The sequence below is a fragment of the Scopulibacillus cellulosilyticus genome, from assembly GCF_042665295.1.
Lineage (GTDB): Bacteria > Bacillota > Bacilli > Bacillales > Sporolactobacillaceae > Scopulibacillus_A > Scopulibacillus_A cellulosilyticus.
In genome coordinates, this window is the sequence record NZ_JBHTCO010000019.1 from 32,808 (window position 1) to 47,430 (window position 14,623).

Annotated in this window: 14 protein-coding genes; 3 read left to right on the top strand and 11 right to left on the bottom strand. The window is 37.7% G+C overall.

Annotated features, from left to right (window positions below):
- Positions 1 to 55: 55 nt before the first annotated feature.
- Complete coding sequence (gene yqiS / locus ACFQRG_RS14450; protein WP_380967233.1) at positions 56 to 955, bottom strand: phosphate butyryltransferase; 900 nt, start codon at positions 953 to 955, stop codon at positions 56 to 58.
- A 123-nt stretch (positions 956 to 1,078) separates the two neighbouring features.
- The gene (locus ACFQRG_RS14455; protein ID WP_380967235.1) at positions 1,079 to 3,142 is read right to left on the bottom strand and encodes a sigma 54-interacting transcriptional regulator; all 2,064 of its coding nucleotides are present in this window, start codon (positions 3,140 to 3,142) and stop codon (positions 1,079 to 1,081) included.
- Positions 3,143 to 3,271: 129 nt separating this feature from the next.
- Here ACFQRG_RS14455 and ACFQRG_RS14460 point away from each other — a divergent pair, with 129 nt between their 5' ends.
- Entirely contained in the window at positions 3,272 to 3,535 is a 264-nt protein-coding gene (locus ACFQRG_RS14460) for a DUF2627 domain-containing protein (protein WP_380967237.1), read from the top strand.
- A gap of 70 nt (positions 3,536 to 3,605) precedes the next feature.
- Here ACFQRG_RS14460 and ACFQRG_RS14465 read toward each other — a convergent pair whose 3' ends face one another.
- The 3 genes from ACFQRG_RS14465 to ACFQRG_RS14475 form a co-directional block, all read right to left on the bottom strand.
- Positions 3,606 to 5,933, bottom strand: coding sequence for a glycoside hydrolase (locus ACFQRG_RS14465; protein ID WP_380967239.1), 2,328 nt, complete (start codon positions 5,931 to 5,933; stop codon positions 3,606 to 3,608).
- 145 nt (positions 5,934 to 6,078) lie between these two features.
- Positions 6,079 to 6,990: an LCP family glycopolymer transferase gene (locus ACFQRG_RS14470; protein WP_380967468.1), complete on the bottom strand. Its 912-nt coding sequence runs from the start codon at positions 6,988 to 6,990 to the stop codon at positions 6,079 to 6,081.
- A 41-nt stretch (positions 6,991 to 7,031) separates the two neighbouring features.
- A complete protein-coding gene (locus ACFQRG_RS14475) occupies positions 7,032 to 7,160 on the bottom strand; it encodes a hypothetical protein (RefSeq protein WP_380967241.1) in 129 nt (42 codons plus the stop codon).
- A 160-nt stretch (positions 7,161 to 7,320) separates the two neighbouring features.
- On the opposite strand from ACFQRG_RS14475, the gene ACFQRG_RS14480 reads away from it, so the two are divergent.
- Positions 7,321 to 7,602, top strand: a complete 282-nt coding sequence (locus ACFQRG_RS14480; protein ID WP_380967243.1) for a hypothetical protein — start codon at positions 7,321 to 7,323, stop codon at positions 7,600 to 7,602.
- 64 nt (positions 7,603 to 7,666) lie between these two features.
- Here ACFQRG_RS14480 and ACFQRG_RS14485 read toward each other — a convergent pair whose 3' ends face one another.
- From ACFQRG_RS14485 to garR, 6 genes are all read right to left on the bottom strand, one after another.
- The gene (locus ACFQRG_RS14485) at positions 7,667 to 8,485 is read right to left on the bottom strand and encodes an SPL family radical SAM protein (protein WP_380967245.1); all 819 of its coding nucleotides are present in this window, start codon (positions 8,483 to 8,485) and stop codon (positions 7,667 to 7,669) included.
- Positions 8,486 to 8,498: 13 nt separating this feature from the next.
- A complete protein-coding gene (locus ACFQRG_RS14490; RefSeq protein ID WP_380967471.1) occupies positions 8,499 to 9,038 on the bottom strand; it encodes a methylated-DNA--[protein]-cysteine S-methyltransferase in 540 nt (179 codons plus the stop codon).
- A 31-nt stretch (positions 9,039 to 9,069) separates the two neighbouring features.
- Positions 9,070 to 9,621, bottom strand: coding sequence for a bifunctional transcriptional activator/DNA repair enzyme AdaA (locus ACFQRG_RS14495; protein ID WP_380967473.1), 552 nt, complete (start codon positions 9,619 to 9,621; stop codon positions 9,070 to 9,072).
- A gap of 254 nt (positions 9,622 to 9,875) precedes the next feature.
- On the bottom strand, positions 9,876 to 11,198 hold the full coding sequence (locus ACFQRG_RS14500; protein ID WP_380967247.1) for a gluconate:H+ symporter: 1,323 nt from the start codon (positions 11,196 to 11,198) through the stop codon (positions 9,876 to 9,878).
- Between the two features lie 78 nt (positions 11,199 to 11,276).
- The gene (locus ACFQRG_RS14505) at positions 11,277 to 12,713 is read right to left on the bottom strand and encodes a four-carbon acid sugar kinase family protein (protein WP_380967475.1); all 1,437 of its coding nucleotides are present in this window, start codon (positions 12,711 to 12,713) and stop codon (positions 11,277 to 11,279) included.
- A gap of 3 nt (positions 12,714 to 12,716) precedes the next feature.
- Complete coding sequence (garR, locus tag ACFQRG_RS14510) at positions 12,717 to 13,637, bottom strand: 2-hydroxy-3-oxopropionate reductase (protein WP_380967477.1); 921 nt, start codon at positions 13,635 to 13,637, stop codon at positions 12,717 to 12,719.
- A gap of 254 nt (positions 13,638 to 13,891) precedes the next feature.
- Between garR and ACFQRG_RS14515 the strand changes: the two genes are divergently transcribed.
- Positions 13,892 to 14,527, top strand: coding sequence for a GntR family transcriptional regulator (locus ACFQRG_RS14515; RefSeq protein ID WP_380967479.1), 636 nt, complete (start codon positions 13,892 to 13,894; stop codon positions 14,525 to 14,527).
- The last annotated feature ends 96 nt before the right edge of the window (positions 14,528 to 14,623 follow it).

Consider the following 14,623-nt stretch of genomic DNA (forward strand, 5'->3'; position numbering starts at 1 on the left):
TTAAAATGCTGTTCAAAAGTTTCGGAACCATTGTCCGCCATTTTAAACATCTATATTAGAATGAAGCTCTAACAGCAAGTAAAATAGAAGTTAATTTATTTTCCGGTGTATCGGAACGGGAAGTTAAAATGATTGGCGCTTTTGCCCCAGTTACAATCGCTCCTACTTTGGCCCCGGAAAAATAAACGAGAGATTTATATAGCATGTTGCCTGCTTCTATATTAGGAACGACAAGAATATCTGCCTGACCGGCAACCGGGCTTGTTAATTTTTTATGAGCAGCCGCTTCTAACGAAACAGCATTATCTAACGCCAGAGGACCATCAACGATGCAATTTGTAATTTGTCCCCGTCTGTTCATTTGTGTCAAAACAGCTGCATCAACTGTTGCCGGCATTTTTGGATTGACGGTTTCGACCGCAGCAAGCAATGCTACTTTTGGTTGATCACACCCAACTGAACGAGCTACTTGAACGGCATTATTAATAATATCTGCTTTTTGCTCAAGATCAGGCGTGATGTTCATCCCCGGGTCTGTCACAAAAATAAGCTGTTTATAACCGGGGACTTCAAAAGCAGCAACATGAGAAAGTGTTTTGCCGCTGCGAATGCCATACTCTTTATTAAGAACGGCTTTTAATAATACAGCAGTCGGAAGCAATCCCTTCATTAAAACATCCGCTTTATTGCCGGAGACAGCGCGAACAGCTTCAGCAGCCGCTTCCTGTTCAGATTCTGTATGAACGATGTCAACTTTTTCATAGATATTTGGTTCAGAAATTTCTTTTAGCGTTGCTTCAATATGGCTTTTTGGTCCGAATAATATAAAACGTCCGAGTTGTTCATTGACTGCAGTGGTTACAGCTTGCAGTACCGCTATGTCATCGGCTTGAGCAACAGCAATAACCTTGTCTTCACCTTTTATAATGTCATTTTTTAGTTGTTCTAGTGACATTGGCCATCCCCTTTCACTTTCTCCGACCACTTTTTTCATATGCAATCTTCGTGCCAACTCGTTTATTTTGAAAACGTTTTATTTAAGAGGGTGCCATCATGCAATAATTTTCATGTGTGAAATTTATTGCATGCCATCTTTTTCAATTTCATACTTATCTATTTTATAATAAAGGTTCCTCACCGATATTCCTAAATCTTGAGCAGTTTTTGTCTTATTCATATGATTTTCTTTTAAAGCTTTTTTAATAATTTCTTTTTCGTAATCATTTAATTGCTCGCTAAGTGTACCGTTAATCTTTAAATTTGGAATTTGATGATCTGTTTTAACTTCCGGTTTATTTAAAGGTGGGATGTCCCTTGCCAAAATTTGCTTTTCATGAAAATTCATGTGTATAATTGCCCGGCCCAGAACATTTTCCAGTTCCCTGACATTGCCAGGCCAATGATATTCCATAAGAACATCAATAGCCTCAGATGAAATACCTTCAATATTTCTTCCATAGTCTTGATTAATCTTATTAATTAAATGGGCTGAAAGGTCAGCAATATCTTCTCTTCTTTGCCTTAATGGGGGGATAAAGATGGGCATTCGATTCAGCCTGTAATAAAGGTCCTCTCTAAATGATCCTTCTGCAATGCGTTTTTCCAGATTAACATTTGTAGCTGTAATGACCCGGACATTAACAGTAACAGGCTTCGTACCGCCGACTCGAACGATTTCCTTTTCCTGAAGGACTCGAAGAAGCTTGGCTTGCATATGTGTTGACAATTCGCCGATTTCGTCAAGAAAAATACTGCCGCCATTTGCTTCTTCAAAGTACCCCCGTTTACCGCCGCGCTTGGCACCGGAAAAGGCGCCTTCTTCATAGCCGAACATTTCACTTTCTAATAAAGATTCCGATATCGCAGCACAATTAACACGAATAAACTTATTGTACTTTCTATCGCTGGCATTATGTATGGCATGGGCAAACAATTCTTTACCCGTTCCCGACTCACCGCGAAGCAATATCGTGATTGGTGTAGATGCAGCCAGCTTGGCTTGTTCAATAACCAAACGCATTTCTTCAGAGTGACCGATAATATCTTCAAATGAATACTTTGCTTCAAGCGTTCTAATAATTTGTCTGGCACGGTGAAGTTCATTGGTTAGCGATGTGATTTCTGACATATCTTGAATAACGCCGACACTGCCTTTCAGTTTGCCATTAACGATAACAGGGGCAACGTTAACAATCACGTCTCTTTTGGACGGGCCAACCCGCATGCGGACACCGCGGACAGGCTTCCGGGTCCTGAGCACTTGCATGTGCATGCTTTCCCCTTCGGAAATGTCAGTCGTTGCCGGCTTACCAATAACATCTTTTTCACTCAGTCCTGTCAGCTTCATATAAGCCGGATTAACAATTAAGCCCCTGCCATGTTCATCAACAACAGAAATCGCTTCTTCAGAAGACTGGATAATCGCGGTCAACATTGTTTGAATACTCTTAAGATTAGTAACCTCTTCCGCCATATCCTCAATCACTGTTATATCTTTAAAAACCGCAAATGCTCCAAGAACATGTCCTTTTGAATCATGAATAGGCAGTCTTGTTGTAATGATTTTTTTTCCGTTTTCCAGCTGTTGCTCTTGGTTAATTTCCGGCTGACCCGTCTCCATCACCCTTGTCAGTCTTGTGGATGGCATGACTTGATTGATTTTTTTACCTAATACTTGCCGGCTCTTAAGATCTGTGATTTTTTCAGCGCTTGGATTAAAGAGAGTAATTTCTTCATCGCTGTTAATCGCTATCATTGCATCGTGTGTCAGCTCTAAAATTAATTGCTGTTGGTAAGTGCGTTTTTTCAGTTGCTTAATTAAATTTTCTTTTTGCGATATAAGCTGTGAAACAAGATTAACAACGTCATAAGGAATGACAACCGTATGAGCGGATTTCATACGCATAATGTCTTCAAAGTTTGATTGATCTCCTGATGCATCAAGGATTATATCTAATTTGTCATTTATGAATGGTTTCCAAGACGTTCCGCAGTCCATCTTTTTTCTCTTTGCATATTGAACAACTGGTGACTTCTCTTCCTTATCAATAACGGCGACAATCTTAAACGCTTTAGAGGCTGACAGCGTCTTTAAAATATCAACGCCTTGCTTCATACCTCCAATGATGAGCACCGACTTCATTTTTCACTCACCAACCTCTGCAAAGTTTTTCATATCTATTCTACCTAATAAAAACAGTAAATTATAGATGGACACCTTTATTCAAATTAGTTAAAATATAGTGAAAAGGCTGATAGAGGAAGTGTTCTTATGTCCCGTTTTATTGCACTTCTTATTATTGTTATCCCAGGTGCTGTTGCAGCGATCGGCATCAAACTTATGCGCGATACATTGTTTGATTATTTGAACGCACCCTTTCCATGGATATGGCTGCAATTTGTATCCGGGCTAATCTTTGCATTAGTTGGCATTACCTTTATTGGCGGATGGATATATTATCGAGACAAAAAAAGGAATTATTCGTATCGGGAAAAAAGGAGAAAAGAGTTAGCCAAACGAACTAAAAAAATGTAATGGTTCTTACAGGAAAAACTTAAAAGGCGATCCCTTAACAAAAAGGAATCGCCATTTTACTTAAACACTATTAATATTTTGATGCATCAAACACCTTTTTTGAATGTCCATCATAAAGGACGGCTGACTTAGCTTTTATCACTTGTCCGTTTTGATGAAAATCTTTATTTGAAAAGTTAACGACGACTTTCATGTCTTTTCCAAATGTCGATGATTGTACTAAACGGTTCTTTGTAAGGATTTTAAAACTTGTCATCGGCTTTGTTACTGCCTTCTTCTCAAAGTCAGAGGCTGCGTTATAATACGAAAGAATGAGATCTTTATTTTGCTCCCATCTTGTTTTATCAATGTGGTATAAAGGAGGAACATCGTATAATAGGCCCAGCAGCATTCTGTTTCCAACCTCATCTTTTATTTTTAAGTTCCCCCATTCCCAATGGTTCGTTGTAATAACAGAATCGTTATAAACTAATTTATATAGAGGTAAAGAATATTTTGGATCAATGTAAATATGCTTGTATAACGGTTTTATTGGCACTTGTTTGCCGTACCTGTCTGGCGTTGTGCCGTCTTTTGAATAATATCCGCCGACATAGTAAGGACTTGTTTTGTTTTTTCTCATATCCGGGTCTCCCCAATTAATCACCGGGGTTTCTATGCCGTGTGCAAAAGCAATTACTTGGCTTGCATAGTCATTGCCGCCCTCTGATCCGACAACCATGCCTTTTTGTTTGGCGATATAATTCATTCGATTGAGTCTGGCCATCATATCTTGTTCTTGTGTCGTGATATGTTTCGGTGAATAATCGTCATAAAATTCCCCAGTAGCATCACAATCGACAAACCAAGAATTAAATGGTATGCCATCATGCAAAATACCGTTGACACGATTTTTAACACTTGGCAAGGATAGCGTTGGATTCAGTTTTCTTCCTTTTCCTAAGAATCCAGCAATCTTTTTGCCGTTTTTACCCGTAATCGTCGCATTTTCATATAATGTTGGGTCGTCAAAAGATGCTGTGTTCCAATCTGGGCTTGCGTTCTTTTGAATGGAATGATATGAATCATAAGGTGCAATTAAATAACCTGACTGATTGGCTTCCTTGACCATTTGCGGATTCATTAATCCATTTGCCCAGTTTGGCAAGCCAATCCAAGCCTTTTTAATTCCTGAATGATACATATCATCAAGAATATCTGTTGATTCTTTTTGACCCCATTGACTGATTTTATCTGTGGAGCCTTTTAGCTCATCTTTAAGCAACCCTTTATTTAAATCATATAACTCTTCTTCACTGAGATGATCAATGCCTTTTTTAATCAATTTATTAGAATGAGGATCGACGTCGGTAAATACCTTTTTGTTGTAAAATTGCTTTAACTTAAGTACTTTATTAAGCGAATTAACAATCACATTCTTCTGATAATCATCGATATAATTTTGATGTTTGATCTGCTGGATACAAGTTTTCAGTTCATTTGATCCATCGTCGGTATATTTATCTAATAATTGTTCAACCCAATCAAAGAACTTACCGTTCAGTTGCTCCTTTAAGCTTCTCCAATGAATATTATCTTTTGTCAGAACGTTGTTGTCCCAAAGGTAAAAATACGGTGCACCGAATAATTTCTTAATATTAGGATTTTCTTTTGCTTTTTCTTCTAAAGTCTTAAATTGTCCTTTTTCTTTGATGTAGTTTTTATATATTTGCGCAATATCCACAGGATCATTTTTAGACACATATATCCTAAATCCATAATCTTTATTTTTATTGATCGATGGGAACTCATGGGTAAAATTAAATGTAATATTTGAGCCGGTATTAAAGTGAATGTTGTCATTAAACATATTGTTGGCTATATATACAATCGAATATTTCGGTTTATTTAACGCAAAAAACCTCATTGAAAAGTCTTGAGAGAACACAAAATCTTGATTATCCAAAAACTTTTTCCAATTTTTATCGTCACCAGGAATATACTTGCCTTCCCATAATGGCAGCATGTAGCTGTCCGCACTCACCCTCGGCCACTCAAATTGTTTGGCCCCTGTTGATTTAATATCAACATCTAAATAATGATCTTTCTTCTTTATCGTGACATTAATATTCTCATCCGGATAACGCCAAGATATAAGATCATTTGATTTCTTAAGATGTGACACTTTCATTTTTGGCAGAGGCTCGGAAGCCGCCTCTTTAACCCCGTCTTTTTTTACAAAAATCTCGAATGTTGCCGGGTTAACATCAAAACTGAAATCGCTGTACTTAAAATTTGAAGATTCCTTAGACTCCTTGGATATCGCTTTGTTGTCATTATTTTTCGCAAAATAAAACGAACAAACAGAAGCAATAACAACAATCAAACCAAGTGCTGACAAATAAATCTTTTTCTTCATTTTCAACCTCCCTCTCTTATTCACTTAAACTATAAATGTGATTTGTTACATGAATGTGACAATTGACCACTTAATTAAAAGAAGGAAAATAACTGTACAAAAGTACAGCTGTCGAATGTCTCAACAGCTGTATAAAATCATATTTTTAATTTATCTGAAGCCCGGATTCGATCATTTGTGTTACCTTTTGGCGCTCTGAGTGGCTTACAAGCAAATAATAGATACCGTTAATATAGCCATTGTCGCCTTTCATTTCATAAGAAACACAATTTTCCCTTGCTTTCTGGTCATGCAGAGCAATATCCTTCATCTGATCAAATGTTAAATCTGTTTGAACATTGTTCCCGAGTGCTTTAAGAATGTCGTTGTATTTCGTAAAAGGCGCCTTCGAGGCTTTATTGATTACAGCCATAATAACTTCACGCTGCCGTTTATTACGGCCAAAATCCCCTCTAGGATCCAAGTGGCGCATTCTCGCATACCCAAGTGCTTGCGCGCCATTTAAATGCAACGTTCCTTTATGATAAAAATATCCTTTTTTATAAATCCCTTCATCATGCCAGCTGATATCATTATGAACGGTTATACCGCCGACACTGTCAACTAAATCTTTTAATCCTTGCATATTAATTTTAATGTAGTGATCGAGATGAATATTTAAAAAATGATCAACCGTGTCCATAGCCATTTTTGGTCCTCCGTAAGCATAAGCACTGTTGATTTTATCAACCGTTCCTTTTCCGACGATTTCAGTTCGGGTATCCCTCGGAATACTTATCATTTGCATTTTTTTAGTCTTGGGGTTTATTGTCATCACAATCATTGTATCCGATCTTCCTGGATCATTGGGCCTCTCGTCAACGCCTAATAATAAAATGGACATCGGCCTGGAATCACCGCCATTTTCAGCACTTGAGTTTCCATTTGCACCAACCGGTTTATACATTTGGCTTGCCGTTTCCTTTATTGAATGATACAAAGCATAGACATAAGTTCCCGATCCAATCAGAATACATCCTATCAATATACTAAAAGCTATGATTACCTTTTTCACTATAATTCCCCTTTTACCTTATTACTTATCACCAAACTTATTTTTTACTTGTAGATTAAAGTTTTTAATATCTCATAAATATTTTTCTTGTCACTTGTATGATTTGAATTAGCAGCGAAATACGTCGTAATAACGGCCAGTATAAGAGCCAACATAAGGTATCTTTTTCTCATATCGCTAATCCTCCTTGCCCTTACTATATAGATGGTTTGTTACATTAGTTTGACAGAAAAGTATGTTTAAAAAGTATTGCATCAAAATTATCGAAAGCGCTTTCAATTTCCGCTTTATTATGTTAAAATATATAAACATTAAATGCATGGAGGGATCATAGTGAAAAATATCATGTCCTTTAACATCCGGCCCAATTGTTTGACACTCCCAACTGTCTTACATTTTTATAAACTTAATCAAACAGCTGAATGCGATATTTACCTTTACGGGAAAGGCGGAAGAACATGCAAAGTTAACAGCTTGCCGAGATTGATTTCATTTTTGTTAACTTTACACGACGATAAGCTATTGACAATTATTGAAGGAAAAGATGCCCTGTATGTTAAGAATAAATTATTAAGCCTACTTGGCCATAATTTGTACTCTTCTGCTGTTCAATGATCAATTCAATTTATTTCCTTCCTGCCACAATCTATTATTTAAGGAATAGTTTAATTAATCAATATTAAGGTAAAAAACCGTCCTGACTTAAATAAACTTGATCATCTTTAAATACTTTTTTAAGTCTGTCATAAACGATAAGATATGCTGATGGATGATACCATTCTTCCAAACCGAGTTCCTTGTACTTAGCTAAAATACCTAAACGTTTCGTCCGTTTTCCGCCGCTGCCGTCTCCCATAAAGTAATCGTCCACACAAACGCGATCAACAAGGTTAACTAACTTTTCTGGAAATGATTCGCTGCTCGGCAGTACCGGGGCTATTGTTGCCTGAACCGGTACACCTGCATCTGCCAATTCTTTCAATGCCTTGAACCGGGCATTAACCGGCGGCGCATGAGGGGTAAAATGTTTGTGGATATCCTCTCTATCTGTTTCTATCGTCATGCTGACCCGCACTCTGTCCTTTAAACGAAGGAATAAATCGACATCTCTGCTGACAAGGGGGCTCCTGGTCTGTACAAATAAAAAGTCCGGCTGATTTTCCACCATGACTTCGAGTAAAGATCTTGTTACTTTTTCTCTATATTCAACAGGCTGATAGGGATCGGTACTTGATGACATAAAAATTGTCACCTTCCCTTTACTTTTGGCTTTATTAAGCTCTTTATGGAGCAGATCTGCCGCCCCCTTCTTGATATCTATCCATGTTCCCCATTCTTCTTTACGGAATGTTGCAACAGGCATCTGGCGAACATAACAATATGAACAGCCAAATGCACAACCTGCATAAGGGTTAAGGGAATGGCTATAACCGGAAAGAAAGCCTGTTCCTTTATTCAGCAATGTTTTTGGGTATTTGTAAAAAAGTTCTTTTTTCACATCAAAGCTCCCCTTATTTCTCTGTTATTTTTTCTATGTTTAAGCTTTCTTTTTCCAATATCAGCAGCTGCTTTTTCATTTCTAAACCGCCCCGATAACCGGTTAATTTTCTGTTTTTACCGATAACCCTATGACAAGGAATCGCAATTAAGATAGGGTTGGCGCCAATAGCCGCTCCAACGGCACGTACCGAATTAGGTTTTTGGATGATGTCCGCAATGTCCGAATAAGAAAAGGTATCCCCATATGGAATATTGCGTAATGCCTTCCAAACTGATAATTGAAACTCGGTACCATGGCAATCAACAGGAAAGTTGAATGCCATACGCTTCCGATTAAAATATTCTGCAAGTTCATCCGCATAAGGCCGACATTTTTCGTCATCTTGTTTCATGACATAATCCGGCAGTTTGGATTTAGCCCAAATTAATAACTCTTTAAATCCTTTATTGTTTGAACCAACATAACACAGTCCTTCTGATGTTGCCGCGAGATGCATTTTCCATTGATTATGAATGAATATACTCCAGTAAATGACTTTGTTATTAATGATTGATTCCAAAGCTTAAAAAACCCCCTATCCTCTATTTTTTCTTCCGATTGAGTTTGCGATACTCGGTAGGCGTATAACCCGTTTTCTTTTTAAACAGAGTAGCAAAATGTGCTGTATTTGGAATACCTGTTAAAAAGCCAATCTCCTTAACCGTTTTATCTGAACTGGCAAGAATCTGTTTGGCTTTAGAGATCCTTGTTTCTTGTATATATTCTATTGGAGTTATACCCTTAATCCGTTTGAACGTACGCTGCATGTGATAAGGACTGCCATGGCATATATCAGCTAATGTTTCCAGCGTTAACGTTTTACTATAATGCTTTTCGATGTATTCTGTCATTTGCGCTACCCAATCTTCATCAGGGAGCCGATGTTCTCCCGGTTTACACCGTTTGCATGGACGGAATTGTTCCGCTAATGCTTGTTGAACATCTAAAAAGATTCGAACATTTTCTATATTGGGGATTTTAGATTTACAGGATGGGCGGCAAAAAATACCCGTGGTCTTAACCCCGTAAAAAAATTGGTTATCATAAGCACAATCGTTGTTTATGATTGCTTGCCATCTTTCTTCTGTCATCATGCTGTCTGTAGTTATATCTTGGACTTTAGGCTTTTCTATCTGAATGTTCACTTCTGCTTGCTGCTTTGCATCCATTCTGAATCACCTCGGTGTCAGTATACCCTGAAAGAATGACATATGTAAGTAATTATGAATATAAGAGCAAGATTGCAAAGATAATTTGCTAATTTATATGGGATTAAAAAAGGGTTCCAAGTCAAAGACCTTGAACCCAGTAGTTTTACATTTTATATTAAATAATGTTACAAACCTCTTTATTGCAAAAACATGTTGATAATTAATACACCAGCTAGTCCTACTAATGAAATAATCGTAACCATTACGGACCATGTTTTGAAGGTTTTCCCTATTGAAAGGTTAAAAAATTCCTTGTAAATCCAAAATCCTGCGTCATTTACGTGGGAGAAGGTCATGCTTCCTGCACCGGTGGCTAAAACCATCAGTTCCGGACTAACATGGGTCGCCCCAATGAGCGGTGCCGCAATACCGGCGGCAGTCAATCCCGCTACAGTAGCAGAACCTAACACTACCCTTAAAATAGCCGCTATTAACCAAGCCAGGATTAGCGGGGAAATAGTTGATCCTTCCATGAGGTGAGCGATATATTTATCAACATGGCTGTCAACCAATACTTGTTTGAATGCACCCCCGCCGCCTATAATTAATAAAATCATCCCGATAGCACTGACTGAATCAGTAACAGATTTCATTACATCCGGCATTTTCCTGCCACGATTAAGACCAAAGGTAAAGATAGCAATAATGACGGCAATTAATAGAGCGACACCAGGATTACCAATAAATTGCGCTGCTGGCAGGATAGGTGATTTAGGCATAAATATTTCTGCAAAGGCTTGAATGGCAATAAGAATAACCGGAACAAGCGCTGTAAAAATACTGATACCAAACCCAGGCATTTCTTCTTCTTTAAACTGTTTCGGATTAAAGAGTCCCTTTGGAATATCAACTTCTAAGCTTTCTTTTTTAAACAACTTTGTATACAATGGCCCGCCAATAATCACGGCTGGAATAGCAATGATAATCCCAAATAATAATGTCTTTCCTAAATTAGCATGATATATATTTGCTACAGCTGTTGGTCCCGGGTGCGGCGGAACAAAACCATGCATCGTAATCAGAGCAGCAATCACAGGCATACCGATGTAAAGAATAGGCACCTCTGCTACAGCTGCAATGGTAAATACTAACGGAATCAATACAACGACGCCTGTTTCAAAGAATAGAGCAATTCCGACGATGAAGGCTGTAAGTACTGCCGCAAGCTGAACTCTTTTTTTCCCGAAAGCTTTAATAAGTGTTGTAGCGATTCGTTGAGCCCCTCCAGAATCGGACATCAATTTGCCGAGCATTCCGCCAAACCCGATGACTAAAGCGAGACTGCCTAATGTTCCGCCCAACCCATTTGTAATTGAAGTCATTGCAGCGGCAGGCGTCATCCCTTCCATAATGCCTACTATTAAACTAACAATCACCAAAGATATGAAAGCGTTTAACTTAAAGACAATCATAAGCAGAAGTAGTAGAGCGACTCCTATACAAATATAAACGATAGGCATTATTTTCCCTCATTTCTATTTAAAAGGTACGGAATGCCAATTAACTTTCAAATGGCACTCCTATTGATTTAGTTTTCTTTATTTTCCGCTTAAAATTTCAACAACCGCTTTTAAATCACTTTTAGTCCCAACGTTTCCCGGAAAGATCACATAAGCCATCCCCGGATATTTACTTTCTTCGTCTGTAATCCAAACAGGGATTCCAGGTCTAATTTGTCCAGCTACTGTTGCCCTTTTTACCTTTAGACCTTTTGTTCCAACATCACTTGACGTAATCCCGCCTTTTGCTACAAGAAATTTTGGTCTGATTTGCAGTCCTTTCACGATGCTCGTAACTGCGTCAGAAATTTTCACGGAAAGTTTCAATTCCTCTTCTTTTTTGTTTTGTCCAAGGTCAAGCCGTTCTCTCCTTGTATAAACAGCAACCGTTTTTCCAGATCGAATAAGTGATTCGGTTGTTTCAACCACACGATGACATTCAGCCTTGAATTGATCTGGTTGTAAAACTAAATGGGTGTTAAACTCAATAAATTCAATATCATTTAATTCCTTTAATTCTTTCAGCTGCTCTGTGGTTTTTTTAACATGGGATCCAATAATGATCAATCCGCCGTTTTCTGTTTCTTCTTTAACCAATTCATCTCTTGTCAGTAAGCCTTTGTCGCTTACCCCGCCTATGACTTTTGGAAGAGCAGCGGCGCTTCTAAACAGAAAATTCTTTCCCCCTTTAACAGCTTGTACCAAAGCAACCGTGAAGATTTTCACATCAGCTTCATCTATGGCATTAACGACCACTTTATTAAAATCATTAACGTTAAGAAGTTGGTTTGTTATTTCCTCTATATCAAGTGATCGCAATAGATTAAGAGAAATATATAATGTATCTTCAGCCTGATATGCACCATTTGTTTTTTCCTCTATCCATTCACCCAAATGCGATTTTGTGTAACCAAATGTTCGATCTTTCGCAAACTCAGTATCACCTGCAGGAATAAGTTCCAGATCATGCTGAACATAATGGATATTATTAATAGTTAAACGGCCGCCCTCTTTAAAAAACGGAAGCAAAACTTCCCCGTCAAACTTAATTTCAGAGGATGCTTCAATCGTCTCTTTTAATACATTTGTTTCCAGCGGATAATGGCCCCTTAGGGTAGAATCTCCTCGGCTGATAATTATAAATTCACGATTTAATTTAGCGGCAACCGTTAAAATATTGTATGCGATCTCCCGATGTGCATTTTCCGTTTCTTCTGCTGTAAAACCCCTTGAATTAGTTAAGATAAAAAACATGGATTGTTTTTCATTAAATCCTTGTTCAATACTTTCTATAGACCAATCAGTGAAAACAGATATATCATGAACGGTTTGTACACCTGTAGGATCATCATCAAGAACGATAATCTTCTTATTTAAATCTTTTAGCGCTTTCTCTAATAATTCATTCACCATACGATGCTCTACTCCGGGAAAGGTATCAAGTATGTCTACGGATAATCTTCTGCTTTCATTCATCATTTAACCCTTCTTTACTTCGACATTAGCAAGTTTTTCGTAATACTTTACAATACTTCCATGATCATCTTTTTCTTTTCCATCAACCTTTAAGGCATGGAATATTTCTAACAGCTGGCTGGAAAGCGGAAGCGGGACCCCAATTTCATGAGCTGTTTCCATTACATTCGTAATATCCTTAAGATTGATAGCAATGGCACCGCCCGCTGTAAAATTCCGATCTAGAATCATGGGGACTTTAGCATCAAGAACCGCACTTCCTGCAAGCCCTCCCCTAATCGCTTGATACATTTTTTCAATGTCAATGCCCGCCTTTGCGGCTAATACAAGTGCTTCAGACATAGCGGCAATATTAAGGTTTACAATAATCTGGTTCGCCAATTTTGCTGTTACGCCGCACCCATTACCGCCAACTAATGTAACATCTTTTCCCATATCATTTAAAATGGATTTAGCGCTTTCAAAAACATCTTCTTTACCGCCAACCATAATAGCCAGGGTCCCATCGATTGCTTTTGGTTCGCCGCCGCTGACGGGTGCATCAAGCATTTCTACACCTTTTTTCGATGCTATGTTTGCAAGTTCTTTGGAAACTGTCGGAGTGATAGAACTCATATCTATGATCAGCGTCCCTTCTTTTGCTCCCTCTAATATCCCGTTTTCACCTAAAACAACTTCTTTAACATGCTTAGAAGCAGGCAACATTGTAATAATCACGTCATTTTTTTCCGCGACTTCTTTTGGAGATTTTGCAGAGACCGCTCCAGCTTCTTCTAAACTCTTTACAACCTGTTGGTTAATATCAAAAACAGTTACTTGATGACCAGCCATGATAAGGTTTAACGACATCGGTTTTCCCATTATACCTAACCCTATAAAGCCTATTTTTCGTTTCATTATTTTTCCTCCCTGACTTTTTTCGATGAATAATACTATTTGATTTTTTAACTATAGTTACTAAGTAAAATTAATCAGCACCCATTCAATCTATTTTGAATAGCGCTTACATAATAGGTTATATCGATATTGTATACTATTTTTATTATTTTGTATACATTTTTATAATTTTTGTATACAATATTTTAGCTAATATGATTCATCACTTGTCTCTTCTATGTTTTTATAAAGAAGTTTGGTAATATAAATTTAGTTTATTAAAGGATACCGAGGTGAACGTTGTGTTTGGAAGTGATGATTCCCGTCCTGCTTACCATCAGTCTTATGAAATTATCCGTGACAAGATTTTAAATGGTGAACTTCCCAGCGGAACCAAGATTGTTGAAGAAAAAGTAGCCAAAGAATTAGGCGTGAGCAGAACACCCATAAGAGAATCCATTCGAAAATTGGAACTCGAGGGGCTTATTGCCAATAAAAGGGTTGTAAAACCTACAGAGACTGACTTACGAAATTTGTTTCAAGTACGTATTCTTTTGGAAGGCTATTCAGCTTTATGTGCAGCCTCCTATCTTAAAGAGGAAGAACTAGATTCACTACATAAATGTGTTGAAATAGGTAAAAAAGGAGAAGTAGAAGAAATCATGAAGGCCAATGAGCGTTTTCATGAAGTTATTGTCCAAGCAAGTCATAATCCTGTGATGATTGATATTATTGACCGGATGCAATCTATTATTTACCTTTTCCGACGGACAGTTGTTAATTATAACCGCCCATCATTAATTGATGAACACGAAAAAATTTACGAAGCTATAAAGTCAAGAGATGGTAAAGAGGCTGAAATTCTAATGAAAAATCATCTCCAGGCTGATTTAGACTTTTGTTTGCACCTAATAGGTAATGAGAAAAATAACACATAAGATAGTAGGGACGATTATCATACTAAAAAGCCCCCATATCAATCTTAGGGGGCTTTCCCGATTAAATGAAACGAGCCGATATATGATAAACTAAAC